Below are 25,462 nucleotides of genomic sequence, written 5' to 3' on the forward strand. Positions count from 1 at the left end.
TGGTAGTAGTCTATTTTTAAGGAGATGCCGCATGGTAAGCTGGTTCAAGCAAGTGGGCGAAAGGCCTTATAAATTCTTACTTCTGGGTTTACTGCTACTGACAGCGCTATTACTAAGACTATATCTTGCACCGATCTGGGTGGGCTACGATACCGATGTCCGAACCTTCCTGGCGTGGGCCGATCGTGCCTATATCGTGGGGTTGTCCGGCATGTATACCAACGCTAAGGATTATTTTCTGGATTACCCGCCCGGCTATATGTATGTCCTGTATGTCGTTGGTATGCTGCACCACAAGCTGTCTATTCCATGGGAAAGCGGACAGTCGCTGCTGCTGCTTAAATTTCCTGCCATTCTGGCAGATATCGTAACCGTATACGTATTGTTTCGACTGGCCTCTAGCTGGAAAGGCGGAGCACGCACATGGCTGCAAGCTATAGGCATTGCTGCGCTGTTTGCTTTTAATCCTGCGATCTGGTCGAACTCGGCGATTTGGGGACAGGTCGACTCGTTTTTCATGCTGTTTATTATGGCGACATTTTTGCTGCAGCAGCGCGGGAAGCTTCCTCAAGCGTCCGTATTTATCGCGCTAGCTCTGTTGCTTAAACCGCAGGCGCTTCTTTTCGGTATTTTTCTGCTCATTGACGTTATTCGCAAACGCAACCTGATGGTATTCCTGCTGAGTGTGCTCAGCGGCATCGCGACGATCGCGGTCGTTTCGCTGCCTTTTGCCATAGGAAGAGGCTATGGGTGGTTGATTGAGCTGTACTCAGGCACGTTGTCCTCATATCCTTATGCTTCCTTGAATGCTTTTAATCTTATGGCGCTGCTTGGCGGCAATTTTATCGATATGAAAACGAGTTTCCTGCATCTTTCCTACGAAAGATTAGGTTTAGTGCTCATGGTTCTTTCCGTTCTGTACACGGGCTATTTATATATTCGCAGCAAAGGTCAGCGCGGTGCTGTTTTATACATAGCCTTCTTATTTATTACAGCCGTTTTTATGTGCATGACCAAAATGCATGAGCGCTATTTGCATTACGGCTTGCTGCTGGCACTTACAAGTTTTATTTATATCAAGGATCGCCGGATTCTAGGCCTGTTTATTGGGTTTAGCTTAACACATTTCATCAATATCGCGGATGTGCTGCTGCGAAGCTTTCATCAAGACTATCACATTCCGCGCTATGATTCGTTGATGCTGATTGTTTCTGCGATCAATGTTATATTATTTATTTATGCTTGTACTTTGGGATGGAGGCTTTTCGTGCAATCACAACAAGAACAGAAACGACAGGATGAACCCGTTCCGATTCCAAAAGCTCCGGCGACGGACAAATGGAGCGAGCGCTGGAACGCTATTTTCAAGCCAAGCGAGGACGGCGTAGAAAGAAGCCCGAAGGGACGTTTTTTCTCGAAAAAAGATATGCTGTATCTCGGCTTGCTGGTGGTCATTTACACGATCATCGCTTTATTCCATCTGGGCGGGCACAAAGCGCCTACAACGTTTTGGAAGCCGACTAATGCAGGAGAAGCGGTTATTGCTGACTTGGGCAGCTCTCATAACATTACAAGAATTAATACCTTTGCCGGTGTTGGGGAAGGCTCTTATTCCTTCTGGTTTTCCCAGGATGGCCAGCAGTGGCAGGATCAAATCGCCGTGAAATCGGATCATACCAAGGTCTTCACCTGGAACACGGTGGAACCGAATAAGGACGCTCGTTACGTCAAAATGGTGATTGACGGGCAGGACAGCGCACCGCTGCATCTGCATGAAATCGGTATTTTCGGAGATGGCAGCTCGGCTATTTTGCCGATTAAGGAAGTTAAGGAACAAGATATAAACTTGGCGGACGAAGGGAAAACAGCGAATCTATTCGATGAATCCAGTATAGTACCGTACACGCCTACTTATATGAACGGGACTTATTTTGATGAGATTTATCACGCAAGGACGGCCTACGAGCATATACACAAAATAGAGCCTTATGAAAGCACGCATCCGCCGCTCGGTAAAGTGCTCATGGCCATCGGCATTTACATTTTCGGACTTAATCCGTTCGGCTGGCGTATTGTCGGAACGCTGTTTGGCGTCGGAATGATTCCCGTCATCTATGTGTTTGCGAAGCGGATGTTTGGCCGATCCGAATATGCTTTTATCGCCGCATTCCTCTTAACGTTTGATTTCATGCACTTTGCGCAAACGCGTATAGCGACCATCGATGTATACGGCGTATTCTTTATCATGCTGATGTTCTATTTCATGTACCGCTATACGACACTCAGCTTCTATCGCGAAAAGCTATGGACCACGTTGATCCCTTTGGGGCTGTCCGGCCTATTCTTCGGAATCGGAGCCGCCTCCAAGTGGATCGTGATCTATGGCGGCGCAGGCCTTGCGCTGCTGCTGCTCTTATCTTTAATGGAACGGTTCAGCGAATACCGGTTCGCCCGGCGGTTGCTGCAGGAGGAGGCTCCTCCTCAAACAGCGCCTCCGCTCCAGGCGGACAACGATGAAGCGGAAGCGAAACCGGCGCTCACAGAGTCGGAGCGAAGCCGTCTGATGCTTGTGCAGAAGCTTTTTGCAAGAAATACAATCCTTACGCTGCTGTGGTGTGTATTGATGTTTGTCGTCGTCCCTTTAGGCATCTATACGTTGTCTTATATCCCATTCATGATGGTTCCGGGACCGGGACACCAGTTGAAGGACGTCGTCACCTATCAGGTGCACATGTACAAATATCATAAGGATTTGGTAGCGACTCATCCGTTCTCCTCGCCATGGTGGGAGTGGCCGATGATGCTTCGGCCCATCTGGTATTATCAAGCGAAGTTCATGCCGCAAGGCATGCTGTCGAGCATCGTCTCGTTCGGAAATCCGCTCGTATGGTGGCCTGGCTTCATAGCTGTCCTTTTATCGTTCTACGTGGCTATTAAGAGGAAAGATAAGCTGCTGCGCATGCTGCTGATCGCTTATTGCTCGCAGTATTTGCCGTGGATGCTGGTGCCAAGACTGACCTTCATTTATCATTATTTTGCTATGGTGCCTTTCCTCGTGCTCATTTTGACTTACTATATCAAAGAGTATTTGGAAGTGGGGCCGCTGCACAAAAGAAGATGGGTCTACGGCTATTTAGCCGGCGTATTCGTTTTGTTTGCTTTGTTCTATCCGATCCTTTCGGGGATGATCATTCCATCGACCTACTCCTTCTTCCTCCGGTGGCTGCCGGGGTGGAACTTCTTTTAAAGAAAAGGTATTGACGTTCCCAATAAGCAATGGTAATATAATTCCAAGTAAATTACTATGAATTAAAAAGTCGACCGAACAGCAGGAGACTCCCACCTTTTATCGAACAAAGGAAGCGGGGTCTCTTTTTATCATCAAAAACTAATGGAGAGTGAATGAAATGGCGAAAGTCGTGATTATCTCAGGCAGTCCAACCCCCACATCCCGCTTGCACGGGGTTATTGAACAAGCAAAGAGCGAACTGGTACAAGCAGGACTTGCAGTGGACTGGATTAAAGTACGGGATATCCCTGCTGAGGACTTGTTATATGCCAAGTTTGACAGCGAAGCCATCGTGAACGCGAATGCGCTTGTTGCTGCAGCGGATGCTGTTCTCGTAGCAACGCCCATCTACAAAGCCTCCTATACCGGTGTGCTGAAAGCGTTCCTCGATCTGCTCCCGCAAAAAGGGTTGGAACGCAAAATCGTGCTCCCGCTTGCCGTAGGGGGAACGATTTCCCACTTGCTCGCGATCGACTATGCCCTCAAGCCGGTGCTGTCCGCACTTGGCGCGCAAAATATTTTGCAAGGCGTCTATGTGCTGGATAAACAAGTGACTTGGGGCGATCAGGGTCAGGCCATTTTGGATGATGAAATCTCCACGCGTTTGCACGAGTCTTTGGCGCAGTTTGTACAAGAAATTAACTGGCATACCAGCCGCTAAAAGGAAATAGATATGACGCAGCCGCCATTGGTAACATTTGCTGATGGCGGTTTTTGCGTGCCGGGGAGAGCGCTCTCGTGCTATACTGGACTTATATTTATTTTGATAGGAGCGATTATGTTGTCAGAGAATTCATCTGGTTCAGTGCTGCTTGTAGACGGCATGGCCTTATTATTTCGCGGTTATTATGCGACTTCATCCAGCGGTTACATCATGAGAACAGAATCCGGCGTGCCGATTAATGGCGTTTACGGTTTCCTGAAATATTTACTCGATGCTATTCAAACCTTCAAGCCTACCCACGTGGTGTGCTGCTGGGATATGGGGAGCAAAACGTTCCGCACGGAGAAATTCGAAGCGTACAAAGCGAATCGCGGTCCTGCCCCGGAGGAGTTAATTCCTCAGTTCGATTTGGTAAAAGAGGTTACAGCCAGCTTTAACATCCCGAATATCGGTGTAATCGGATACGAAGCAGACGATTGTATCGGAACACTGGCCCGTACATACAGCCCATTGACCAAGGTGCAAATTTTAACCGGAGATCATGATATGCTCCAGCTTGTAGATGAGAACACGGAAGTCATTATTATGAAAAAAGGTCAATCCAACTACATGGTTTATACGCTGGAAACGTTGATGGAAGAGAAAAGCCTGACGCCTGCGCAGATTATTGATTTGAAAGGCCTAACCGGCGACACGGCGGATAACTATCCGGGGGTCAAAGGCATCGGCGAGAAAACAGCGACCAAACTGCTGAACGAATATCAGGATATCGGAGGCATTTTGGAAAATTTGGCGGCGCTGCCGAAAGGCGTTCGCGCCAAAATCGAAGCGGAGCTCGAGATGCTGCATTTATCGCGTGATTTGGCGACGATTCGCTTGGATGCGCCTGTTGCTTGTGCGCTGGAGGACTGCGGTTGGGCGATGGAGCGGGAGAAGGTTATCGCGAAGTTCGAGGAGATTGCCTATAAAGGTTTAATCAAGTTAATTGGTTAACGGCAGTTATTCCTGTCACAGAAGATGAGCCTGTAAAGAAATAGACCTAACGGATGATGCGATCCGCTGGGTCTATTTTTGTTTAGCGTTTTGGCGAGAAATGTGCGACTTGCTTCAGGATCTCATCAATTTGTTCCAACGTTTCAGACTCAAGCTGTATGTCGACGGCTTTCACATTCTCTTCGATTTGTTCAGGTTTGGTCGCTCCGATGAGAGCCGTACTCACACCCGTTTGACGGAGTACCCAAGCCAGCGCTAACTGTGCCAGGGAGATATCAAGCCGGTGAGCTACCTGCTCTAACTCCTGAACAACTTGGAGCACCTGATCGTTCAAATAGCTGGTAATGATGCTGTTGACGGAATTGTTGGCTGCTCGGCTATCAGCCGGCAATGCTGCTCCCGGCTTGTATTTGCCGGTAAGAATGCCTTGAGCAAGGGGGGAGAATACCACTTGTCCCAATCCTTTATTCGCTGAGACAGGCAGCACTTCCCGCTCAATATAGCGCTCAAACATATTGTAAATCGGCTGATTGGAGATCAGAGGGCGCAGGTTCAAGCGCTCGGCAATCCCTGCCGCTTCGGTAATCTGAGCACCGGTCCACTCACTGACAGCGGAATATAGAATCTTGCCTTGAGCTGTCAGGTCATCCAGGGCGCGGAGCGTTTCTTCCAGCGGTGTTTGAGTATCATAACGGTGACAGAAGTACAAGTCGATATAATCGACGCCTAGACGTTTCAAGCTTGCATCGCATTGCTCGAAGATATGTTTCCGCGAGAGGCCGCGATCGTTCGGACCGTCGCCCATCGGGAAGAAAACCTTCGTCGACAGGACATAGGATGAGCGCGTATACGGCTTCAGCGCCGCCCCCATCGCTTTCTCGCCTTCTCCCCGGTTGTAGGCATTAGCCGTATCAAAGAAATTGATACCGCTTTCGAAAGCTTTTTCAATACAAGCATCGGCGGCTTTTTGCTCGGCGGCTGTGCCGTAAGTAAGCCAGCTTCCGAGTGCAATTTCACTCACTTTTAATCCGCTATTGCCAACGTTTCTATATTTCATCGCTCTCATCCTCTCATTCTGCTGCTTACTGTCATTATAAGAGGGGGACGGATAGCTGACAATGACGCACAATTTATTCACTTAGTTACATATAGTTAAGTAACTGCCGTTTGCCGCCGGTAGCGAAGGGGAGTCGTTCGGGCAATCTGCCGAAAGACACGGCCGAATTGGACTAAGGAGCCGAAGCCGACCTGTTCGGCAATCGCAATGACTTTCATTTTGGTCTCCGTCAGCAGCCTCTGCGCCTCCTGCACGCGAACAAGATTCACATATTCGACGAGTGAAAATCCAGTGATCTCCTTGAACATCCGGCTCAAATAAGCCGGGCTGATTTCAAATCGCTCGGCAAGCTCCTCCAGCCGCATGGGTTCGGCAAAATGCGTATTGATAAAACGCACGATCGTCGATATTTTCCGGTGCAAAGGAGAAACGTGCTCAGGTGAGGTGACGGGATGCTGGCGGACAAAGCGTGCGGTGAACAGCAGCAGTTCGATCAGAAAATGACGCAAAGCGAATGTTTGCCCGAGATGGTTTTCTTTCGCTTCAACAATCATTTTGCCAAGGATGTCTTCGACAAATCGCCGGGTTGGGAGATCCAACCGCAATACCGGCGTCGCATGCGTGAAGGCATCGAGCAGGAAAGGGGCATCCTCTTTCACACTCTCCAAGAAGCCCTCGCTGAAATTCATAACGACACGCGCATGGCCAAGCTTATCGGAGTCGGAAGTGGCGTGAAGCTCACGCCGGTTAATCAGCACTAAATCTCCCGGAAGGATGAGATACGAGCGGTCCCGAATGAAATACATGCGCTCTCCTTCGTACAAATAATAGAGCTCGTACATGTCATGCATGTGCTGAGTCCTCTCAAACGAACCGGAACGATGAATATGCTGGATATAAAATGGGCCTTCATCTTCATTGCCGAAGGTGACGGTGCTGGGCATGGGAGTACTCCTTTATTTCTCAACGTTGTTACAGGAAGTATACCATATATGAAGTGAAAAATATGAACAGTTTTCGTTAAAAATAGGAATAGATGAAGAGAAAACGCTCCTAACTTGCGATATGATAAAGCTATAGGAATTTAGCAAACGTTTGCAAAATAAGGGAGGATCACACAATGAAAGAGCTTATAGACGCAATTAAATCCGGCAATACATCGGCGCTAGCGGCGCCTGGCGTTAAAGTATACGCATCATCTTTTACACAAGTTGGAAACACTTCGCTTCTTATGGTACGGACTGAGGCTGGAAAACAGCTGCTCGCGGTTGGCGAAAGCGATTTGTACGATCAATTGCAGGGGGAAATCGTTGACGGCGCTAAAGTTGCCCCGTTATCCCACGAAAACCGTTTGACTCTAAATCAATATCTGCCTTACACGGCACCGCAGGCATTTGGCACACAGGTTGCTACGATGGGTCTGGGCGACCGCCTCGGCATTGCAAGCCCAGGACATATCCAAACGCTCCGCGGCAAAGACATTCGTCCGGTGCTGGCACAGCAAAGCATTCGCGAGCTCGCGCTTACAGGCCGAACATATGAGGACGTCTTGGATGCAGCGGCATTTGCCGTGTTCCAAGAAGGCTACAAAGATGGCTATGGCGCAGACGGCGACCATTTGAAGAAAGAAGAAGACATCGAGTACGCGCTGCGTCTTGGCTTCACGATGTTGACGCTCGATTGCTCCGAAAATATCGACAATACGATTGAAACGTTGTCCGCAGCTGAAATCGCAGCGAAGTATGCTGAGCTGCCTGCCAGCCTGCGCGAGCACTATGAGAAGCGCTATTTGGATGCGCCGGCTAACGTTCCGGGTGCGGAACTGAACTATACGCGCGAAGCGCTCCAAAAGGATGTGCTGATCTACGACGCAGCGATTAATTTCATGGAAGCGATTTTCCGTAAATATATCGTGACGCTGGATCGCGCGGTCGATTTCGAAATTTCCATTGATGAAACAGCAACACCGACTTCGCCTGAGGCTCATTATTTGGTTGCGAGCGAGCTTCGTGACCGTGGAGTTACGATTTTCAGCATGGCGCCACGCTTCTGCGGGGAATTCCAAAAAGGGATTGACTATATTGGCGATATCGCACAATTTGAGCGTGAGCTGGCGAGCCATGCGGCGATTGCTGTGCATTTTGAATACAAGCTTAGCATCCACTCCGGCAGTGACAAATTCAGCGTATTCCCACTGATCGGTCAATACACCAACGGTCTGTTCCATATCAAAACAGCGGGTACGAATTGGCTTGAAGCTGTACGTGTTGTGGCTAAGGTGAACCCATCCCTTTACCGCCGCATGCATCAATTCGCGTTGGATCATTTCACAGAAGCGACAGCCTATTATCATGTTACGACAGACATTGAAGCGATCGCTCCGCTGGCTGAAGTTGCCGATGCGCAGCTGCCTGACTACATGGAAGAGAATAATGCCCGCCAATTGCTGCACATTACGTACGGTCTTCTGCTGCAAGCGAAAAATGACGATGGCAGCAAAGTCTTCGCTGACGAGTTTTTCCAAACGATGACGGAACAGGAAGACACGTTTGCTGACGGTCTTCGCCATCATATCGGCAGACATTTAGAGCTGCTGGGTAAATAAAAAGATGAAAGCCGATCTCCGGTGTTGGAGGTCGGCTTTTTTGCTGGTTACCATATAGGATAACTTGGCGGAGAGGGAACTATAGTCCGTTATTCTTGCTCAAAACAGCCATTTCGCACATGAAAGGGAACTCTGATCCTCTAATTTGCCGATGTTTGGTCTCGTTGACACCATCCGTGGGCAAATAAGTCCCTGTAGTTCCGTCTTGCTCATGAAAGGGGCTGATTTGGGATAAATAGCGCCCTCTAGTTCCCTTCCGTCGAAAGATTGGCGGAAAATGGATGAAGTTCTAAGCACAAAAAGGGGTAATCTTCAAGATGATGCATCCGCTTAAAGATAGTCCCTTTTCAATACTCACTCTTGATTCAATGGTTCATTCCGGCTATCATCTGCGCCCGGATAATCTCGTTTGATGCCTTCATGCAGCTCATGATTTTCATAGGAGAAACGGTTCGGAGGGCGTTGATCCTTCCGCCACGGGGAGCTTTTCCCGAGCGATTCCGTATTAAGGCTAGTGCCATAGGGACCTTCGGGAAATTCCTCGGGAATCAGGTCATTTCGCTGGGACTCGACCGTTTCCAAATCGGTGTACGCATCTCGATGCTCAGAAATAAAACCTTCTGTTTCGGTATACTCGTCATTCGGGGATTCATTACTCATGGAAAAAGCCTCCTCGTCTAGGTTGCACATGCTTTTTCCAGTGTCCCCCTCCGCTTCGCTAAATATCCGTAAAATGAATGGAACCGATAATTTGCGATAGGAATTCATTAAGCTCTTGGGCTTGCTCCTCATTGAGCTTGAATACGTATTCCAGGTATCCTTCTTCAGCCAAGTCATCGGGACCAATAACAGCGCTGCGTCCTGACTGTAGATCAATGACAAGCTTTTTGCCGTAATAACGGGTTGTTGTCATAATTGCAAGGTCAAAACGGTGCAGAGCTTGACCGACGAAGCACACAAAGCGCGTTGTCGTTTCTTCTTGATGGTCGTATAAAAAGTCATAATCAGACATAAGGGCCCTCATTTCATTCTGGTATGTCTTTCATTATAACCGAAATGTGCTTGTCTACAAAACATAGGTTGCGCCTATCTGACAAACATGGTATGATTTGGATATCGAAAAAAGGGAAGCACCTTTTCAGCGTAGCTGAAGAGGTGCTTTTTCGTTTTTTCCGACAACTATTTTAGGCTACAGTCTGGAGGAGGACGCATGAACATTGTATTTCTAAACACACTGGAGAAAGAAACGGGGGAGCATCGCGTAGTATCGGCGCAGGTGTCGATTGGCGAGGAGCAGGGCATTTGGAATGTTTTCTGGAATGAACCCGATAACAAAGGGAAGCCGCAGCAAGCTCATTGGTATCAAGGTATGAGCTGGGATGAGATGCTCAGTACGTTCCGCCAAGGCTTGAAAGAGAAGATACGCGGCGGTTTCCGCCCGATCGTGAGTTCGGATTTGGAGTCTGCGCAAGCTCTTTCCGGGAAAGCCAGGATAACCCAGATGCTCACTTATTACTGCGAGGAACATCCGAACGAAGAGGTGTTCGAGAAGCTGCGTACTTGGAGACGCGAACAAGCTGCGCGCGAAGGGAAGGCGCCGTACATTCTCGCCACGAATCGGGTGCTGCGCATGATCTCCGTCTTTTTGCCCCAAAGCAAGGAAGAGCTGCAGCAGATCCCCGGCTTTGGTGAGCAGAAGACCGGTATGTATGCCGGGGATGTGCTCAAGCTAACCGCGGAGAGCACGCGTACGAACAGCTTCCCATTAGATTGGGTTCCCAAGAACGTTGATGTGGTGAAGTTCGAAGCATGGCTCTTAGCGCAAAAGGAACAGAAACTGCGCATGGAGCTGGACCGTGAGGCCAGCAAGCGCAAGCTGCTGGAGATTGCCTCCCGGGGAGGGAGCTTGGCTGATCTCCAAGCTGATTTAACGATGCCGCGCAGGGAACTCCTGCTTTGGGTGGAGGAATTGGACCGGGAAGGCTACGATTTGGACCCGCTGGTGGAAGCGGAGCTTGTTTCGATCCCGGAGGAGGAACAGATCAAAGCCTGGAACGCCTTCGAATCGGAAGGCGACCGCTACTTGAAGCCGGTGCTGCAGCGCATGGGCGGCACAGAGGGGCTGAAAGGCAAAGAGCTTGACCGCGCCTATGAGTGGCTGCGCTTGCTCCGGTTGCGTTTCCGCAAGGAGAAGGAAAATGTAAATACCCAAGCCGCAAGCTAGTATTGACAACGTTTAGGCAGATATGATTAAATGGTCAATAATCTAAATAGCAAAGAAAGCGATGACGAACAGAGGGGAATCCCTGAGTAGGAGTAATGCCGCTGCTGCAGAGAGTCGGTGGAAGGTGCAAACCGATGCAAGTATGGCTCCGAACTACCGTTCCGAGTTGGATAAGGGAACATGCTCAGGTAGAGCATCAGTAGCTTATACCCGGCCCTCCTGTGCCGTTATGTAAACGAAGTGAAAGAGAAGGCTGCGAATGAGAGTCGCAGGCTCCCTCTCTTTAATTAGGGTGGTACCGCGAGACAACCGTCTCGTCCCTTTGTGGACGATGAGGTTGTCTTTTTGCGTTTTTCTAACAATGTTTTTTCAGAATAAGGAGGGATTGCAGATGAAGTGGAATGAGCTAACGGATGCACAGCAGCAGGAAGTGCGGCGCCAGCTGCAAATCATGAAGCGCGGAGCGGCTGAAATTATCCCGGAAGACGCGCTCAAGCAGAAAGTCGTTCAAGCGGTCGCAACGGGAAAACCGTTAAAAGTAAAGCTGGGCCTGGATCCGTCCGCACCGGATATTCACATCGGGCACACGGTTGTTTTGCAAAAGCTGCGCCAATTCCAAGATTTGGGCCACGAAGTACAGCTTATTATCGGAGATTTCACGGGGCGTATCGGCGATCCGACTGGGAAGTCCGAAACGCGCAAGCAGCTGACAGAAGAAGATGTTCAGCAGAATGCGCAAACGTATCAGACGCAGCTGTCCAAAATTTTGGATTTCACCAAAACGACCTTTTTCTACAATTCAAGTTGGCTAGGAGCGTTGAGATTCGATGATGTGTTGAAGCTGGCTGGAAAGGTGACGGTTGCGCGCATGCTGGAACGGGACGATTTCGCCAAAAGATACGCTGCGAATCAGCCGATTCATGTGCATGAATTTTTCTACCCGCTCATGCAGGGCTACGACTCCGTATCCCTCGAAAGCGATATTGAACTTGGGGGCACGGACCAGACCTTTAATATTTTGATGGGACGTACGCTGCAAAGCGCATACGAGGCGAAAGAGGGGCAAGTGGCCATTCTGATGCCGCTGCTCGAAGGGCTGGACGGCGTACAAAAGATGAGTAAAAGCTTGAAAAATTACATCGGGATCGACGAAGCACCGAATGACATTTTCGGCAAAACGATGTCCATTCCGGATGGGATTATGCTCAAATACTATGAGCTGACGACAGCGATTTCCAGCGAAGCTCTTCAAGAGCTGAAGGAGGGACTGGCGGCCGGCTCTATCCATCCAAGGGATGCCAAGCTCAGACTGGCTAAGGAATACGTTCATATGTACCATGGGGCGGAGGCGGCTCAAGAGGCTGAACAGCATTTTATAACCGTCTTTCAAAAACGGGCGCTGCCAGACGATATCGAAGAAATGCTGATAAGCGGCAATCTGCTGGAAGCAGGCCAAATCTCCATCATAAAGCTGCTTGTATTTCTGGGACTGCAAACATCCAACGGCGAGGCAAGACGCAGTGTCGAGCAAGGCGCCGTGAAAATCAATGAAACGAAAATCACGAATATTCATGAGTCACTTCGTCCGCAGGATGGCGACATCATTCAGGTGGGGAAACGTAAATTTGTGAAAATAAAGCTGGGCTAGGATCAGAAAAAGGGCTTCCCGATCAGCAGTCAACTGATTCAAGAAGCCCTTTCATATGATGATTACAGCCATTCTTTTTTACGGAACAAAACATACATCGCAATGCCTAATAGTCCCATGAGAGCTAATACGTATTCATCTCCGTGCGGGATTTGGAGCCCGAGAATGTTATCGAAGTTCATTCCGAAAACACCGGTAATGAACGTCAGCGGCATGAATATCGTAGTCAGTGCGGTAAAGACGCGCATGATATCATTCGCCCGGTTAGCGAGGCTGGACTGATAAGCTTCTCGTAAGTTCCCCATGAGATCGCGGAGCGTATCGAACGTATCGACAATTTTCACGGCATTCTCATAAATGTCGCCAAAATATTTCTGGAGCTGATGATCGATCAACCTAAGATCCTTCTTGCCGAGGGTGCCGATGACATCGCGCTGCGGAACGAGCACTTTTTTGAGCCAGAGAATTTCCGAACGAAGTCCGATAATTTCATTTAAATGCGTTTTTTTGGTTGCGACCAAAATATCTTCTTCCAGCTTTTCAATCTTGGCCTCGATACGGTCACCAACCGCAACGTAATTATCGACGACAAGATCGACTAGATGGTAAAGGAAACGATCTGCGGTATTGACCTCTTCCTCCCAGAGGAAAGGCTTTAAGGCGCGCAGCTCATTGATTTTTTGTCTGGTAACGGTAATAATGACATGTTTGCTGAGGAATAGATTAAGTGCGCGAAGAAAAATTTCTTCATCATCGAAACGAATGCTATTAATAACGATAAAATAATGCGAATCATAAAATTCAATCTTAGGACGCTGTTCCTCTTCGCTCAAGCAGTCCTCCACGGCCAAATCGTGCAGATGGAACATAGGTTGAAGAAGTTCTAAATCCTCGATCCCAGCATCAATCCAATAAAAGCCTTTTTCTGGAGGTGTAAGTGCGACAGACACGTCATCGACCAGTGTAAATATGCCATTCTGAACCCATCGTGTTTTCATCTGATCCACCCCTTTGCATGGAATCAGCCGGGTTCAGTTCATCGATTGCGCGAGGCTACGGATGATGGAATAACCGACTGCATTCCTACACTATATACACTATTTAATATACAAACATTGCAGGTGCTACTCCTCGGTTCCCCGTCCAAACGTATGCCCCCCTTTTGCGTCCGTGTCGAATAATACTTGTCTAGTATAACCCTTCATATACCCCGTTTCAAGCCAAAAAGTTTGGCGAAACAAGCGAAAAATGCGCTTTAGATACTGTATGGAATAACGACTGGGCTGGTGCCAAAAAAAAACCGCCATGAAGTTACATGGCGGCGTCTAAGATCTTTCCTTTTATTTCTGTATACAACTCAATTAATTCTGGATCCCCGCGGAGCAGCAGATCCTCTTCACTTTTAGCACCGTAGACTCGATATAACAAGGCTGCAGCTTCCTCTGCTTGCTGCAATGTCGGTTTTGAGGCTTCGATTAAAGCGAAATACCGGTTCAACGAAGCGAAAGCAGAGAAACTATCCGAGGACGGAGCGGACATAATAGACCTCCTTTTATTAGGCAAGTATGTAACCTATTGATATCTTTTTAACCCGTTTTCAGGTTGTTTTAAACATCAAAACAGGATACATTTCGTATCGATGTTATCATAGGTGGGACACTTTATGCAATTTCTTCGTTTTGGGCTTGTTAAGGTATGGTTAATGTCTTGACTTTACATCATTTTATAGTATGATGTTTTTAATCGCATACGTTTCATTTTCTTATCAAGAGTAGGTGGAGGGACTAGCCCTATGACACCCGGCAACCGACAAACCTTTGCAAGCAAAGGGATGCACGGTGCTAATTCTTGCGGAAACGCTGTAAAAAGCGAATCTGGGAGATAAGAGAAGGACATTGACAGTGACTTTCACATGGCCTTTCTCTGATTCCGGAGAAGGTCATTTTTGTATTTATTTACACTAAAATAATCAATGAAGAGGAGTGAACAGGATGCCGATCAAGATTCCTGACAACCTGCCTGCCAAAGAAATTTTAAACCAAGAGAACATCTTCACCATGGATGAATCTGTCGCGTATCACCAGGATATACGTCCACTTCGCATTGCTTTGCTAAATTTAATGCCAACGAAAGAAACGACCGAGACGCAGCTGCTGCGCCTGATCGGGAATACGCCGCTGCAGGTGGAGTTCGTTCTACTGCATCCGAAAACGCACACTTCCAAGAATACGTCCGCCGAGCATCTGGAATTGTTCTATAAAACATTTGACGACATCAAGGAAGAAAAGCTGGATGGCATGATTATTACCGGAGCTCCGGTTGAGCAGATGGAATTTGAAGATGTGACTTACTGGGAAGAGTTGACACAAATCCTTAATTGGAGCAAAGAAAACGTCACTTCCACATTGCATATTTGTTGGGCAGCCCAAGCAGGCTTGTATCATCACTTTGGCGTGCGTAAATTTGCCTTGGACAACAAAATGTTCGGCGTATTCCCGCACACGGTCGAGGTACCCAATACGAAGCTTCTTCGCGGCTTTGACGAAGTGTTCCATGTGCCGCAATCGCGTCATACCGACGTTCGTCGTGATGATATCGAGCGATGTACGGAATTGGAGATTTTGTCCGAGTCTGAGGATTCTGGTGTGTACATCGTGGCTACGCGGGACGGGAAACATATTTTCGTAACGGGTCATTCGGAGTATGATGCCAACTCATTGAAATGGGAGTATGATCGGGATGTGAGCAAGGGACTGCCGATTGAAATCCCCAAAAATTATTATCCCAACAATGATCCAAGCAGACAGCCGTATAACACTTGGAGAGCTCATGCAAACCTGCTGTTCTCCAATTGGTTGAACTACTATGTGTATCAAGAAACACCTTTTGAGTTTAACACGAACATCAACGAAAGCTTGGCAAGCGCGCAATTGTAATGTGAATTCGAACCTAAATCTTGAGGAGGAACCCCCTTTGTTGAAAATCGAAAGTCGTCTCGCCCAAATTGGCTCTATTGAAGAACCTGTTACAGGAGCAGTCTCCTTCCCTGTGTACCAAGCAACAGCTTTCCGTCATCCGAAGCTCGGTCAAAGCACTGGCTTTGATTATGCCCGCACCAAAAGCCCGACTCGTAAAGTGCTTGAAGATGCGATCGCACAGCTGGAATCCGGAGATGCCGGTTTCGCTTGCTCGTCCGGGATGGCCGCGCTGCAAACGGTTTTTGCTTATTTCAGCCAAGGGGATCATCTGATTGTTTCTTTGGATCTATATGGCGGTACGTACCGTCTGCTGGAAAAAATCATGTCACGTTTCGGCGTAACCGCGACGTATGTAGATACCAACGATTTGGACGGTTTGGAGTCTGCCTGCCAACCGAACACCAAAGGGCTGATCATTGAGACGCCGACGAATCCGCTTATGATGATTACGGATCTCGAGCTTGTCTGTACATGGGCCCGCAAAAAAGGTATTGTGTCCATTGTCGATAATACGCTATTGACACCTTACCTGCAGCGCCCGATTGAACTGGGGGCGGATATCGTCGTCCACAGTGCGACCAAATATTTGGGGGGCCACAACGACGTTCTAGCCGGACTTATCGTGACCAAGGGCAAGGAGCTTTCGGAACAAATGGCGTTCCTCCACAATTCCATCGGAGCCGTGCTTGGGCCGCAAGACAGCTGGCTTCTAATGAGAGGGATGAAGACGTTGGCGCTTCGCATGGAGCGTCATGAGCAGAATGCAACCGCAATTGCGAACTTCCTGCTGGAGCACCCGCTGATCTCTGACGTATACTACCCGGCTTTGGAATCGCACCCTGGCTATGCTATTCAAAATAAACAGTCCAGCGGGAACACGGGGATTTTCTCCTTCAAGGTAAAGGATGCGAGGCTCATTGAGCCGATTCTGCGCCATATTCAGCTGATTGCCTTTGCTGAGAGCTTAGGCGGCGTTGAGTCTTTGATGACTTACCCGGCAGTGCAAACCCATGCGGATATCCCGCTTGAAATTCGCCAACAAATCGGGGTGGATGACCGCCTTCTGCGCTTCTCTGTCGGAATTGAGCATCAGGATGACCTCATCGCTGATTTAGCGAATGCGCTCAGCCAAGCACAAGCAGAATTAGAAGGAGAATCCCTGTAATGAGCCATTCACATAAAGAAAAACGCAAGCCGCACGGCAAATTCGCAACGAAGCTCATCCATTTCGGAGGTGAGATCGATGAAGTGACAGGGGCGTCCAGCGTGCCCCTGTATCAGGCTTCAACCTTCCATCAAGCCGATTTAGAGGTTTCTCCGGAGTATGACTATACGCGTTCGGGCAATCCGACCCGTCAAGCTTTGGAAGACTACATCGCTGTCCTCGAAGGGGGAACCCGGGGCTTCGCCTTTGCTTCCGGCATGGCCGCGATTTCCTCGGCTTTCATGCTCCTTTCTCAAGGAGACCATGTCATTGTAACGGAAGACGTCTATGGCGGTACATACCGCTTGCTTACGACAATTATGAATCGGATGGGTGTCGAGTCTACGTTCGTCGATATGACGGATATTGCTCAAGTTCGTGCAGCGCTGCGTTCTAACACAAAAGCGGTCTTCCTTGAAACCCCGTCGAATCCGACGCTTAAAATTACAGACATCGCAGAAGTGGCTGCTTTTGCCAAAGAGCACGATTTGCTGACGATGTTGGACAATACATTCATGACGCCGTATCACCAACGCCCAATCGAGCTGGGAATTGACATTGTGCTTCATAGTGCCACCAAATTCCTAGGCGGTCACAGCGACGTTCTGGCTGGACTGGCCGTAGTTGCTAATGATAGTCTGGGACGCAGAATGAAGCAAATCCAGAATGGGTTGGGGAACGTCCTGGGCATTCAAGATTCATGGCTGCTCATTCGCGGAATGAAAACGTTGAAAGCCCGCATGGAAGCGTCCGAGACAAGCGCCCGGCGATTGGCGCAATGGCTGTCTGAGCAGCCGGACATTGATGTTGTTTACTATCCAGGCCTGCCGAACCATCCTCGCAAAGACATTCACGAGAAACAGTCTCTCGGCTATGGGGCAGTTGTTTCGTTCGATGTTGGCTCCGGCGAGAAAGCGAAAAACTTGTTAAGCAAAGTACGCATTCCACTCGTTGCTGTTTCCCTAGGTGCGGTTGAAAGCATTCTATCCTATCCGGCGATGATGTCTCATGCCGCGATGCCAAGGGAAGTTCGTTTGCAGCGAGGGATCACTGACGGCCTTGTCCGGTATTCGGTAGGTCTTGAGGATATTGAAGATATTATTGAAGATTTGGAGCAAGCGCTCCGCGGATAAACGGTGATGGAATTCCCAAAATAGTCATATTTGCAGATGGATCTTTCGGAGGAAAAGCAGCATTTTGCTGCTTTTTTGGCATGAGTATGGTACGATAAATGGATACGAGCTATCAGAAATTAAAGGAGTGAAGAGCCATGAAACCGATCGATCGTATTTTAAATAAAGCACAATCAGGCGGGCGAATTGATGTAGAAGAATGCATTACACTGTTCGAATCCGATCAAATAGAAAAAATTGGCGACACTGCAAATCAGATTATGAAGAAGTGGCATCCGGACCCGATCACGACGTTTGTCATTGGCCGGAATATCAACTATACGAATATATGTGACGTCTACTGCAGATTCTGCGCGTTTTATCGTGCGCCGGGTTCGGCGGAAGGCTATGTATTGCCGGATGAAACCATTTTCCAGAAGATTCAAGAGACTTTGGATGTGAATGGTACTGAAATTCTGATGCAGGGCGGAACGAATCCGAACCTGCCATTTAGTTATTACACGAATATTCTTCGGGAGATTAAGAAACGTTTTGATATTACGATGCACTCTTTCTCACCGGCTGAAATTATGAAAATGAAAGACGTCTCTGACGGCTTGTCGCTGGAAGAAGTCATTCGCCAACTGCATGAAGCCGGCTTGGATTCTTTGCCTGGCGGTGGAGCCGAAATTTTGGATGACCGGACCCGACGCAAAATCAGCAAGCTCAAAGGCTCTTGGCGCGATTGGATGGACGTGATGCAAACGGCTCACAAAATCGGTATGCATACTACGGGCACGATGGTTATTGGCTTCGGTGAATCCATGGAAGAGCGTGCGCTTCACATGCTGCGCATTCGTGACGCTCAAGACGATGTGCTGATGCAGAAGCTGAACACGCCAGGTTTCCTTGCTTTCATTCCGTGGACGTTCCAGCCGGACAATACGAACATGAAGGCGGAGAAAGTAACGCCAGAAGAATATTTGAAAACACTCGCGATTAGCCGAATCATGCTGGACAACGTACCTAACTTCCAATCTTCTTGGGTTACGATGGGACCTGAGGTTGGTAAGCAGACGCTCAGCTACGGCTGCAACGATTTCGGTTCTACGATGATTGAAGAGAACGTGGTTTCCGCGGCGGGAACGACGCACAAAGTCAACGTGAGTTCCACGCTGGACATCATTCGCCAAGCGGGCAAAATTCCTGCGCAGCGGAATACGAAGTATCAGATCCTGCGCGTTTTTGATGACGAGAATATCAAAGTCGATAAAGATTTTGTGATGCAGAACTAAGGGTATTTGTTCATAATAAAAGCCTTCATGCCACATTCACCGTGGATGGAGGCTTTTCTGTGTTATAAAAGTTCAATTCGCTTCTTTTAGGGGAGCGCTGTGGATGACGGTTTTATTTTTACCCGTTTTTTTGGCTGTATATAACGATTGATCGGCGCCAGCGAAAAGCAGTTCTTTGGAGGTACCCGGCAAATACTCGCAGAGGCCGATAGAAATGGTGACCGCATGTTCGTTCAGTTCCGCATGTTTCGCTTGGGAAATTTGCCAACGGATTCGTTCAAGCAAATCAAACACTTCATCTGTGTTTTTCTCTGTGAAAATGATGGCAAACTCTTCCCCGCCGTATCTAGCCACAAAATCATTGAGACCTACGTGGTTTTTTAAAGTACTGCTCACGTTTTTTAAGACAGCGTCACCAGCTCTGTGGCCGTAGGTATCGTTGACTTTTTTGAAATTGTCGATGTCCAGTAAAGCGATATGGATGCGGAAGTGACCTAAAGCGTTTTGCTCGATAAGTTCGTCCAGGTATTCATGAAAGGTCATGTGATTATATAGATCGGTTAGCGCATCCGTTTTGGAAAGTTTGTCCATGATAATATTTTTGATCAGCAGCTCTTGTTTCAATTCGGTCGTTGTCCGTAAATCGTCCAGAATTTCAACGCCGCGTTTCATAATCCCGGATACGATGATCGTAATGATACTAAGTACCGGTAGAATGGTCAGCATATCCGCTAACGTATAATCCGAGAGTACACTCCATCTTACAGTAAAAAGAATGAAGAATGACAGTAGAGTTAAGGTTACAGAATAAACGATTTTGGAAAGTTGATGATAAAAGATAGAAACGAAAATTGGGAGTAAAATATAGAGGGCAACCAGATCAACTTCATAGTTGAAGTAAATAATGGTAAAAGACAAGATAGCGCCGCCGCTAATGATTTGATAGTCTAGCAGCTTTTTATAATACCTATTAGTCGTTTCTAGCAGGATTAGGATGAGAATCATGATAAGGACAGAAGAGGCCAAATGGCTCAGTGTGCTGGGGAGGTCCCGTTTTGCTGTGAAAGAGTAGAGAAACTCAAATGGCAGTTGAAGCATCACTAGAAACCAGTACGTGTTCAGTAATTTACGGTTCCAAGCATGTCTGTGCAATTGGTATACGTCAATTTGCATGGATACTCACTCCAAATATGCGACTAAAGCACTATAATAAATATCATAGCATGAAAACTTACGGGATTGGAGTAACCTTACATAAAGATTTGATAAAGAAAGCTGAAAGTAAATGGCAATTTGTTCGTCGTATATCTCCTACCTATCGACCATATACTCTTAAGAGGAGGATGTATTGATGGAAGGAGTGAGGGCATGGAACTGTTTGCTATCGTGGTTATGAAGGTTGATGAGCTATATGTGCGCTCGCTAAGCGCTCAGATAGAACGTGAGCTGCAGCTTTTACATAACGTTGAAAGTGGATGGACAATCGGGTACGAATGGACTGAAACACATGCATATATCCGGCTTGAAGCAAATCTTACGGAGTTAGAGGCTCCAATAATCCGGAATCAAGTGATGCCGTGCTTGGCTGGTTGTTTGGCTGATCACATCATCGCGGATAAGGAATCAAGCATTTTGCGTAGCCTGCTTATCAAGGAATTTAAGTATGAAGCCCAAGAAGACCTAGAGGCCATTGAGGGGTATTGTAAGCAATCGCTTTATACGGAATCCGGGATGGAGGATGTACCTGTTCTAAGCAATAGCTTTGGGCTGCAGCGCCGCAAGCAAATATTAGTCGAGCAGCTGATGTCAGCTTTTGAGGAGACATCAAGGCTTAGCTTGGATGGCTTTCTTCATTTCCGGTTGCAGGATTATGCGGACGAGCTGCGGGAAGTAGCGGAATATGCGATTGATGAATATATGATGGATCGCCAATACCAGGAATTTATTTCCCTTTTGCAATATTTTGTATATATCCAGGAGGCCAAGATCCCGGTTGTTCACCTCATTCATAAAGGCGGGCATGAGTTTGTTATTTTGAATGATCGGTTGGAACTCATTGATGCGAATGAATTTGATGCTACGTTTAAATTGGAAGTGCTGGAGAAGGATATTAATTTCGAGGATATGATCGTGAGCACCCTCATAACGGTATCCCCTGCAAACATCTACATTCACACAAGAGATCCGGACATGACGGTTATCAAAACGATTAGGCAAATCTTTGAGGACCGAACGACGGTGTGTTCGTACTGCCGTACTTGTGACATCTATTTAGGGGAACCCAAGAAACAAGATCAACTATCCCCTTGACCTTGAACGAAGAGCCAATTATAATAATGTTCGAAGGCGTTAAGATCAAAGACAAGAACTTTCTGCAAGAACTGCTCAGAGAGAGGAGACTAGGCTGCAATCTCCTTCAGCGATTCAGATGGTTTACCCCTTTGTAGCCGTGTTGTGGAATTCAGTCTGATTGGCAGACTTGTTAGTATACAGCACCGGAGTCATTCCCGTTATCGAATGCTGATGAGGATTCGCCATACCCTGTGGTTATGCAGCGAATCGAACTAGGGTGGAACCACGAGCTGAGCGCACTCGTCCCTTAAGGGATGCAGTGTGCTTTTTTGCGTTCAATCACATATACAGGAGGAACGAAGATGGTTGTACAAGTGAAATTACCAGATGGCGCAGTGAGAGAGTACGCAGTTGGAACGACCATTGAGCAAGTGGCGGAATCCATTTCTTCTGGGCTTAAGAAAAATGCGGTAGGCGGCAAAGTGAACGGAAAATCAGTCGATTTGTCATTCTCATTGGAAAATGATGCAGACGTTGAAATTTTGACGCTTGATAATGAAGCGGGTTTAGAAATGTATCGCCACAGTACGGCACATTTGATGGCTCAAGCGATTAAACGAATTTATGGCGACAAAGCGGTAAAATTGGGAATCGGGCCTGTCATTGAAGATGGATTCTATTATGACATCGATTTGGAAACACCGCTGAATCCCGAGGATTTGGTGAAAATCGAGAAGGAAATGGAACGCATCTCCAATGAGAACCTGGCGATTACCCGCCGCGTCGTTTCCCGTGAAGAAGCGATTCGCATTTTCACTGAAATGGAAGATCCGTATAAGCTTGAGTTGATTCGTGATCTACCGGAGGATGCAGTCCTCACCATTTATGACCAAGGCGAGTTCTTTGACTTGTGCCGCGGACCGCATTTGCCGTCTACCGGCAAGATTAAGGCTTTCAAATTGCTGAGCGTAGCGGGTGCTTACTGGCGCGGCGATGCTAAAAACAAAATGCTGCAGCGTATCTATGGGACAGCGTTCCCTAAAAAAGCTCAGCTGGATGAGCATTTGCACTTGCTTGAAGAAGCGAAAAAGCGTGACCACCGCAAGCTGGGCAGAGAGCTGAAAATGTTCGCTTTCTCCCGCGAAGTAGGTCAAGGCTTGCCGCTATGGCTGCCAAACGGTGCCAAGCTAAGACGCACAATGGAACGTTACATCGTGGACTTGGAAGAGCGTTTGGGCTACCAGCACGTGTACACTCCGGTGCTTGCTAACGTTGAGCTGTACAAAACTTCCGGTCACTGGGATCACTACCATGAGGACATGTTCCCGAAAATGGTGATGGACAATGAAGAGCTTGTCCTTCGTCCGATGAACTGCCCGCATCACATGATGGTCTACAAGAGCGATATGCGCAGCTACCGCGATCTGCCGGTTCGGATTGCTGAGCTTGGCACTATGCATCGTTACGAAATGTCCGGCGCTCTTACCGGACTTCACCGTGTGCGCGCCATGACACTCAACGATGCGCACATCTTCTGCCGTTTGGATCAGATCAAAGAAGAGTTCTCCCGCGTTGTCACTTTGATTCGTCAAGTTTATGCGGATTTCGGAATTACCGACTATCGTTTCCGTTTGTCCTACCGGGATCCTAAGGATACCGAGAAGTATTTCCAAGACGATCAAATGTGGGAGACTTCCCAGCGCATGCTACGTGAAGTAGTTGAAGAACTCGGATTGCCGTTCTACGAAGCTGAGGGTGAAGCGGCATTCTATGGTCCTAAACTTGACGTTCAGATCAAAACAGCACTGAAGAAAGAAGAAACACTTTCTACTGCGCAAATCGACTTCTTGCTGCCGGAGCGTTTCCAGTTGGAATACACAGGGGAAGACGGTCAGAAACATCGCCCTGTCGTTATTCACAGAGGGATCATCTCCACTATGGAGCGGATGACAGCCTTCCTGCTCGAGAATTTCGCAGGTGCGCTGCCGACTTGGTTAATGCCGGTGCAAGCCAAAGTTATTCCGGTATCGCCTGCCTTTGAGGAATTCTCGAACAAGGTGACTGAGCGTTTATTGGCTGCAGGCATCCGTGTTGAAGCGGACAACCGCAATGAGAAGCTGGGCTACAAGATTCGCGAAGCGCAGCTCGAGAAAATTCCATTCATGCTTGTTGTCGGTGAAAATGAAGTGACGAACGAAAGCCTCTCTGTCCGCAAACGGGGGCAAGGGGACTTGGGTACTCACCCGATTGAGCAGGTCATTGGCATGATCAATGAAGAGATAAGCAAAAAACTTTAAGTCAATTTTCATATAAAAGAAGCAGAGAAGACGACGTCTTCTCTGCTTTTTTTTGTGTTCATAGAACAATTTATATGATTTTGGTTTGGTATGTATAAGGGAACGTAAAGGGGGCACTTTAAACAGTGAGTATGCATATGGAGGTTTAATTCTGGAATGAACTGGACAACCTGCAATAGTAGGGGGAGGTTTCACAAGATGTTTGCTGACTTATTTACTAAGCCCAAATGGCTTGGCGCATGGATGGTCATGAATGTTTTGATTGCGCTTTTGGGACAAGAAACAAGGAACACGGCCGACACCGTAAGCCATATACAAGTGCCGCATCAAATGGATATTCCGGAGAAAACGGAACCTGTTTCGGTGCCGGTAGCACAAGATCGCGGGCAGCAAATCAATTATCGCTATGTTCCGAGGTTGGATTCAGATTTGTCGAAACTGAAAGCTGTTGAAGTGACGGCCACCGGATATTACGCAGGCAAAGAATCCACGGGCAAGAATCCGGATCATCCTGAGTACGGGATTACTTTTTCGGGAATTAAAGTGAAGCGGGACGATAAAGCTTTATCGACCATTGCCGCTGATACGAGCGTTTTCCCGCTGGGTACGGTCTTATTTATCCCGGGTTATGGCTATGGGGTCGTTGCTGACACGGGAAGTGCAATTAAAGGGAAGAAAATTGATTTATATTTTGACACAAAAGATCAGGTCTACAAAGAATGGGGCAAAAAAACCGTCAAAGTCTTTATCGTCAAGCAGGGGAATGGCAAGGTGACTGAGCTCATTTGGAATCAGTTGAAGGACGAGATTTTATCTCCGACCAAATCGTTGTAAAATTTGTTTTGGCTAACATTTTCATCATAAAAAATCCTGTTTGGGGAACGATATACATACAGGAGGTGATTGAACATGGCTAAGAACAAGAACAACAAAAACAACAACTTGAACTCCAGAGTAGCTCAAGACGTAGAATTTGCTACGGAATCTGCGGTGTCTAACAAGCAGCAACAAAACAACAATCAAAACCAAAATCAAAACAAATAACGAATAAAAACTTAGAGGTAAAAAAGAGCAGGGACCCGGAAGGGTCTCTGTTTTTGTTTTGTGTCCGAAGCGTAATGAGACATAGGACATCTTCAATCGAATCGGGCGATGGCCCGGGACTTTTTCATTTCGTAGGAGTGCATGGCATGTCAGATATTATGAAAAACAGTGTATTATCTTATCAAAAGCGATAAAAGATGACATGGGAACTCTTTTTGGTGTCGTAAGAATCGATTTAATCTTGAAATAATAGTTCTCAAATACATTAGTTTAGTGTAAAATAAGATTACTGTGATGAATGTTGACATGGGGAGATAGGTGAGTGACTATGCTGAGTGCTATGCGATTGGACGGGGATTCTCAAAGGACACCGAGGAAAGCCGCGGAGGTATTTCCATTCTTGGAAGCTTACATTGCCCGCAAGGAGCAGCAGGCTTTAGAGATTGAGCAAGTGGTGGAGCGTTACGAAAGGAAGAGAATGAAGGAAGAGCGAGCTTATCAGGCGATGTCTTCACTTCGCCGCATGTTCACGGGCAAGAAACCCGACCATCATCTTGCTGTAGAGTATATCCACTATGTGAAGAAACCGATGGAGCAAGTAAATAAGTTGCGTGCAGAGATTGCACGTGCCAGACAGATTCTGAATGAATCCAAGCCAGGCGATGATATCACCATTCCGGAAGAATTTGAAGAACTGCTTCCTTAGCGAGTGCAATATATACGATCCTAAACGGTAGAAAAAAGTGAATAGTTGAACGTC

General features: G+C 47.6%; 22 protein-coding genes, 1 riboswitch and 1 other annotated feature. Of the genes, 15 read left to right on the top strand and 7 right to left on the bottom strand.

Going from position 1 to position 25,462, the window contains the following annotated elements:
- Positions 1-31: 31 nt before the first annotated feature.
- From GC097_RS07950 to GC097_RS07960, 3 genes are all read left to right on the top strand, one after another.
- A complete protein-coding gene (locus GC097_RS07950; RefSeq protein ID WP_171682765.1) occupies positions 32-3,247 on the top strand; it encodes a glycosyltransferase family 39 protein in 3,216 nt (1,071 codons plus the stop codon).
- 160 nt (positions 3,248-3,407) lie between these two features.
- Positions 3,408-3,950: an NADPH-dependent FMN reductase gene (ssuE, locus tag GC097_RS07955; RefSeq protein WP_171682766.1), complete on the top strand. Its 543-nt coding sequence runs from the start codon at positions 3,408-3,410 to the stop codon at positions 3,948-3,950.
- 120 nt (positions 3,951-4,070) lie between these two features.
- The gene (locus GC097_RS07960) at positions 4,071-4,946 is read left to right on the top strand and encodes a 5'-3' exonuclease (RefSeq protein ID WP_376768372.1); all 876 of its coding nucleotides are present in this window, start codon (positions 4,071-4,073) and stop codon (positions 4,944-4,946) included.
- Between the two features lie 82 nt (positions 4,947-5,028).
- Here GC097_RS07960 and GC097_RS07965 read toward each other — a convergent pair whose 3' ends face one another.
- Both GC097_RS07965 and GC097_RS07970 read right to left on the bottom strand, forming a co-directional pair.
- Entirely contained in the window at positions 5,029-6,003 is a 975-nt protein-coding gene (locus GC097_RS07965) for an aldo/keto reductase family protein (protein ID WP_171682768.1), read from the bottom strand.
- 95 nt (positions 6,004-6,098) lie between these two features.
- Positions 6,099-6,947, bottom strand: coding sequence for a helix-turn-helix domain-containing protein (locus GC097_RS07970; RefSeq protein WP_171682769.1), 849 nt, complete (start codon positions 6,945-6,947; stop codon positions 6,099-6,101).
- Positions 6,948-7,123: 176 nt separating this feature from the next.
- On the opposite strand from GC097_RS07970, the gene GC097_RS07975 reads away from it, so the two are divergent.
- Positions 7,124-8,608 (top strand): tagaturonate epimerase family protein, encoded by a 1,485-nt coding sequence (locus tag GC097_RS07975; RefSeq protein ID WP_171682770.1) that lies wholly within the window; start codon positions 7,124-7,126, stop codon positions 8,606-8,608.
- A 354-nt stretch (positions 8,609-8,962) separates the two neighbouring features.
- On the opposite strand, the gene GC097_RS07980 is transcribed toward GC097_RS07975, so the two are convergent.
- Together GC097_RS07980 and GC097_RS07985 are read right to left on the bottom strand one after the other, a co-directional pair.
- Positions 8,963-9,268 (bottom strand): hypothetical protein, encoded by a 306-nt coding sequence (locus GC097_RS07980; RefSeq protein ID WP_246294038.1) that lies wholly within the window; start codon positions 9,266-9,268, stop codon positions 8,963-8,965.
- Between the two features lie 58 nt (positions 9,269-9,326).
- Positions 9,327-9,620 (bottom strand): DUF3055 domain-containing protein, encoded by a 294-nt coding sequence (locus GC097_RS07985; RefSeq protein ID WP_171682771.1) that lies wholly within the window; start codon positions 9,618-9,620, stop codon positions 9,327-9,329.
- A 198-nt stretch (positions 9,621-9,818) separates the two neighbouring features.
- Here GC097_RS07985 and GC097_RS07990 point away from each other — a divergent pair, with 198 nt between their 5' ends.
- Entirely contained in the window at positions 9,819-10,832 is a 1,014-nt protein-coding gene (locus tag GC097_RS07990; protein ID WP_171682772.1) for an HRDC domain-containing protein, read from the top strand.
- Between the two features lie 62 nt (positions 10,833-10,894).
- Positions 10,895-11,157: a binding site (T-box leader), on the top strand.
- Between the two features lie 66 nt (positions 11,158-11,223).
- The gene (tyrS, locus tag GC097_RS07995) at positions 11,224-12,480 is read left to right on the top strand and encodes a tyrosine--tRNA ligase (protein WP_171682773.1); all 1,257 of its coding nucleotides are present in this window, start codon (positions 11,224-11,226) and stop codon (positions 12,478-12,480) included.
- Positions 12,481-12,542: 62 nt separating this feature from the next.
- Here tyrS and corA read toward each other — a convergent pair whose 3' ends face one another.
- On the bottom strand, positions 12,543-13,478 hold the full coding sequence (corA, locus tag GC097_RS08000) for a magnesium/cobalt transporter CorA (RefSeq protein ID WP_171682774.1): 936 nt from the start codon (positions 13,476-13,478) through the stop codon (positions 12,543-12,545).
- Positions 13,479-13,791: 313 nt separating this feature from the next.
- Positions 13,792-14,019: a hypothetical protein gene (locus GC097_RS08005; RefSeq protein WP_171682775.1), complete on the bottom strand. Its 228-nt coding sequence runs from the start codon at positions 14,017-14,019 to the stop codon at positions 13,792-13,794.
- Positions 14,020-14,239: 220 nt separating this feature from the next.
- A riboswitch (SAM riboswitch) is annotated at positions 14,240-14,368 on the top strand.
- A 103-nt stretch (positions 14,369-14,471) separates the two neighbouring features.
- Here GC097_RS08005 and metA point away from each other — a divergent pair.
- The 4 genes from metA to mqnC all read left to right on the top strand — a co-directional run bounded on the left by metA (position 14,472) and on the right by mqnC (position 19,069).
- Positions 14,472-15,416, top strand: a complete 945-nt coding sequence (metA, locus tag GC097_RS08010) for a homoserine O-acetyltransferase MetA (protein WP_171682776.1) — start codon at positions 14,472-14,474, stop codon at positions 15,414-15,416.
- Between the two features lie 40 nt (positions 15,417-15,456).
- Complete coding sequence (locus GC097_RS08015) at positions 15,457-16,623, top strand: aminotransferase class I/II-fold pyridoxal phosphate-dependent enzyme (protein ID WP_281364261.1); 1,167 nt, start codon at positions 15,457-15,459, stop codon at positions 16,621-16,623.
- Positions 16,623-17,795 (top strand): trans-sulfuration enzyme family protein, encoded by a 1,173-nt coding sequence (locus GC097_RS08020; protein ID WP_171682778.1) that lies wholly within the window; start codon positions 16,623-16,625, stop codon positions 17,793-17,795. The genes GC097_RS08015 and GC097_RS08020 overlap by 1 nt, the downstream gene beginning before the upstream one ends.
- A gap of 137 nt (positions 17,796-17,932) precedes the next feature.
- Entirely contained in the window at positions 17,933-19,069 is a 1,137-nt protein-coding gene (gene mqnC / locus GC097_RS08025; RefSeq protein WP_171682779.1) for a cyclic dehypoxanthinyl futalosine synthase, read from the top strand.
- Positions 19,070-19,141: 72 nt separating this feature from the next.
- Here mqnC and GC097_RS08030 read toward each other — a convergent pair whose 3' ends face one another.
- The gene (locus GC097_RS08030; protein WP_171682780.1) at positions 19,142-20,242 is read right to left on the bottom strand and encodes a GGDEF domain-containing protein; all 1,101 of its coding nucleotides are present in this window, start codon (positions 20,240-20,242) and stop codon (positions 19,142-19,144) included.
- A gap of 195 nt (positions 20,243-20,437) precedes the next feature.
- Between GC097_RS08030 and GC097_RS08035 the strand changes: the two genes are divergently transcribed.
- The 5 genes from GC097_RS08035 to GC097_RS08050 all read left to right on the top strand — a co-directional run bounded on the left by GC097_RS08035 (position 20,438) and on the right by GC097_RS08050 (position 25,408).
- Complete coding sequence (locus GC097_RS08035) at positions 20,438-21,379, top strand: putative sporulation protein YtxC (protein ID WP_171682781.1); 942 nt, start codon at positions 20,438-20,440, stop codon at positions 21,377-21,379.
- Positions 21,380-21,723: 344 nt separating this feature from the next.
- The gene (thrS, locus tag GC097_RS08040) at positions 21,724-23,658 is read left to right on the top strand and encodes a threonine--tRNA ligase (protein WP_167061886.1); all 1,935 of its coding nucleotides are present in this window, start codon (positions 21,724-21,726) and stop codon (positions 23,656-23,658) included.
- Between the two features lie 198 nt (positions 23,659-23,856).
- Positions 23,857-24,492: a 3D domain-containing protein gene (locus GC097_RS34665; protein WP_171682782.1), complete on the top strand. Its 636-nt coding sequence runs from the start codon at positions 23,857-23,859 to the stop codon at positions 24,490-24,492.
- A gap of 75 nt (positions 24,493-24,567) precedes the next feature.
- Positions 24,568-24,702, top strand: a complete 135-nt coding sequence (locus GC097_RS34670; protein ID WP_281364254.1) for a hypothetical protein — start codon at positions 24,568-24,570, stop codon at positions 24,700-24,702.
- 328 nt (positions 24,703-25,030) lie between these two features.
- Entirely contained in the window at positions 25,031-25,408 is a 378-nt protein-coding gene (locus tag GC097_RS08050; RefSeq protein ID WP_171682895.1) for a hypothetical protein, read from the top strand.
- Positions 25,409-25,462 lie beyond the last annotated feature (54 nt).

Origin of the sequence: Paenibacillus planticolens (assembly GCF_013141725.1) — a bacterium.
Lineage (GTDB): Bacteria > Bacillota > Bacilli > Paenibacillales > NBRC-103111 > Paenibacillus_E > Paenibacillus_E planticolens.

What these genes read in the sequence shown, in the direction of transcription:
- GC097_RS07950 (WP_171682765.1), top strand. Translation starts at nt 32, where the DNA reads ATGGTAAGCTGGTTCAAGCAAGTGGGCGAAAGGCCTTATAAATTCTTA.
- ssuE (WP_171682766.1), top strand. Translation starts at nt 3,408, where the DNA reads ATGGCGAAAGTCGTGATTATCTCAGGCAGTCCAACCCCCACATCCCGC.
- GC097_RS07965 (WP_171682768.1), bottom strand. Translation starts at nt 6,003, where the DNA reads ATGAAATATAGAAACGTTGGCAATAGCGGATTAAAAGTGAGTGAAATT.
- GC097_RS07970 (WP_171682769.1), bottom strand. Translation starts at nt 6,947, where the DNA reads ATGCCCAGCACCGTCACCTTCGGCAATGAAGATGAAGGCCCATTTTAT.
- GC097_RS07975 (WP_171682770.1), top strand. Translation starts at nt 7,124, where the DNA reads ATGAAAGAGCTTATAGACGCAATTAAATCCGGCAATACATCGGCGCTA.
- GC097_RS07980 (WP_246294038.1), bottom strand. Translation starts at nt 9,268, where the DNA reads ATGAGTAATGAATCCCCGAATGACGAGTATACCGAAACAGAAGGTTTT.
- GC097_RS07985 (WP_171682771.1), bottom strand. Translation starts at nt 9,620, where the DNA reads ATGTCTGATTATGACTTTTTATACGACCATCAAGAAGAAACGACAACG.
- GC097_RS07990 (WP_171682772.1), top strand. Translation starts at nt 9,819, where the DNA reads ATGAACATTGTATTTCTAAACACACTGGAGAAAGAAACGGGGGAGCAT.
- tyrS (WP_171682773.1), top strand. Translation starts at nt 11,224, where the DNA reads ATGAAGTGGAATGAGCTAACGGATGCACAGCAGCAGGAAGTGCGGCGC.
- corA (WP_171682774.1), bottom strand. Translation starts at nt 13,478, where the DNA reads ATGAAAACACGATGGGTTCAGAATGGCATATTTACACTGGTCGATGAC.
- GC097_RS08005 (WP_171682775.1), bottom strand. Translation starts at nt 14,019, where the DNA reads ATGTCCGCTCCGTCCTCGGATAGTTTCTCTGCTTTCGCTTCGTTGAAC.
- metA (WP_171682776.1), top strand. Translation starts at nt 14,472, where the DNA reads ATGCCGATCAAGATTCCTGACAACCTGCCTGCCAAAGAAATTTTAAAC.
- GC097_RS08020 (WP_171682778.1), top strand. Translation starts at nt 16,623, where the DNA reads ATGAGCCATTCACATAAAGAAAAACGCAAGCCGCACGGCAAATTCGCA.
- mqnC (WP_171682779.1), top strand. Translation starts at nt 17,933, where the DNA reads ATGAAACCGATCGATCGTATTTTAAATAAAGCACAATCAGGCGGGCGA.
- GC097_RS08030 (WP_171682780.1), bottom strand. Translation starts at nt 20,242, where the DNA reads ATGCAAATTGACGTATACCAATTGCACAGACATGCTTGGAACCGTAAA.
- GC097_RS08035 (WP_171682781.1), top strand. Translation starts at nt 20,438, where the DNA reads ATGGAACTGTTTGCTATCGTGGTTATGAAGGTTGATGAGCTATATGTG.
- thrS (WP_167061886.1), top strand. Translation starts at nt 21,724, where the DNA reads ATGGTTGTACAAGTGAAATTACCAGATGGCGCAGTGAGAGAGTACGCA.
- GC097_RS34665 (WP_171682782.1), top strand. Translation starts at nt 23,857, where the DNA reads ATGTTTGCTGACTTATTTACTAAGCCCAAATGGCTTGGCGCATGGATG.
- GC097_RS34670 (WP_281364254.1), top strand. Translation starts at nt 24,568, where the DNA reads ATGGCTAAGAACAAGAACAACAAAAACAACAACTTGAACTCCAGAGTA.
- GC097_RS08050 (WP_171682895.1), top strand. Translation starts at nt 25,031, where the DNA reads ATGCTGAGTGCTATGCGATTGGACGGGGATTCTCAAAGGACACCGAGG.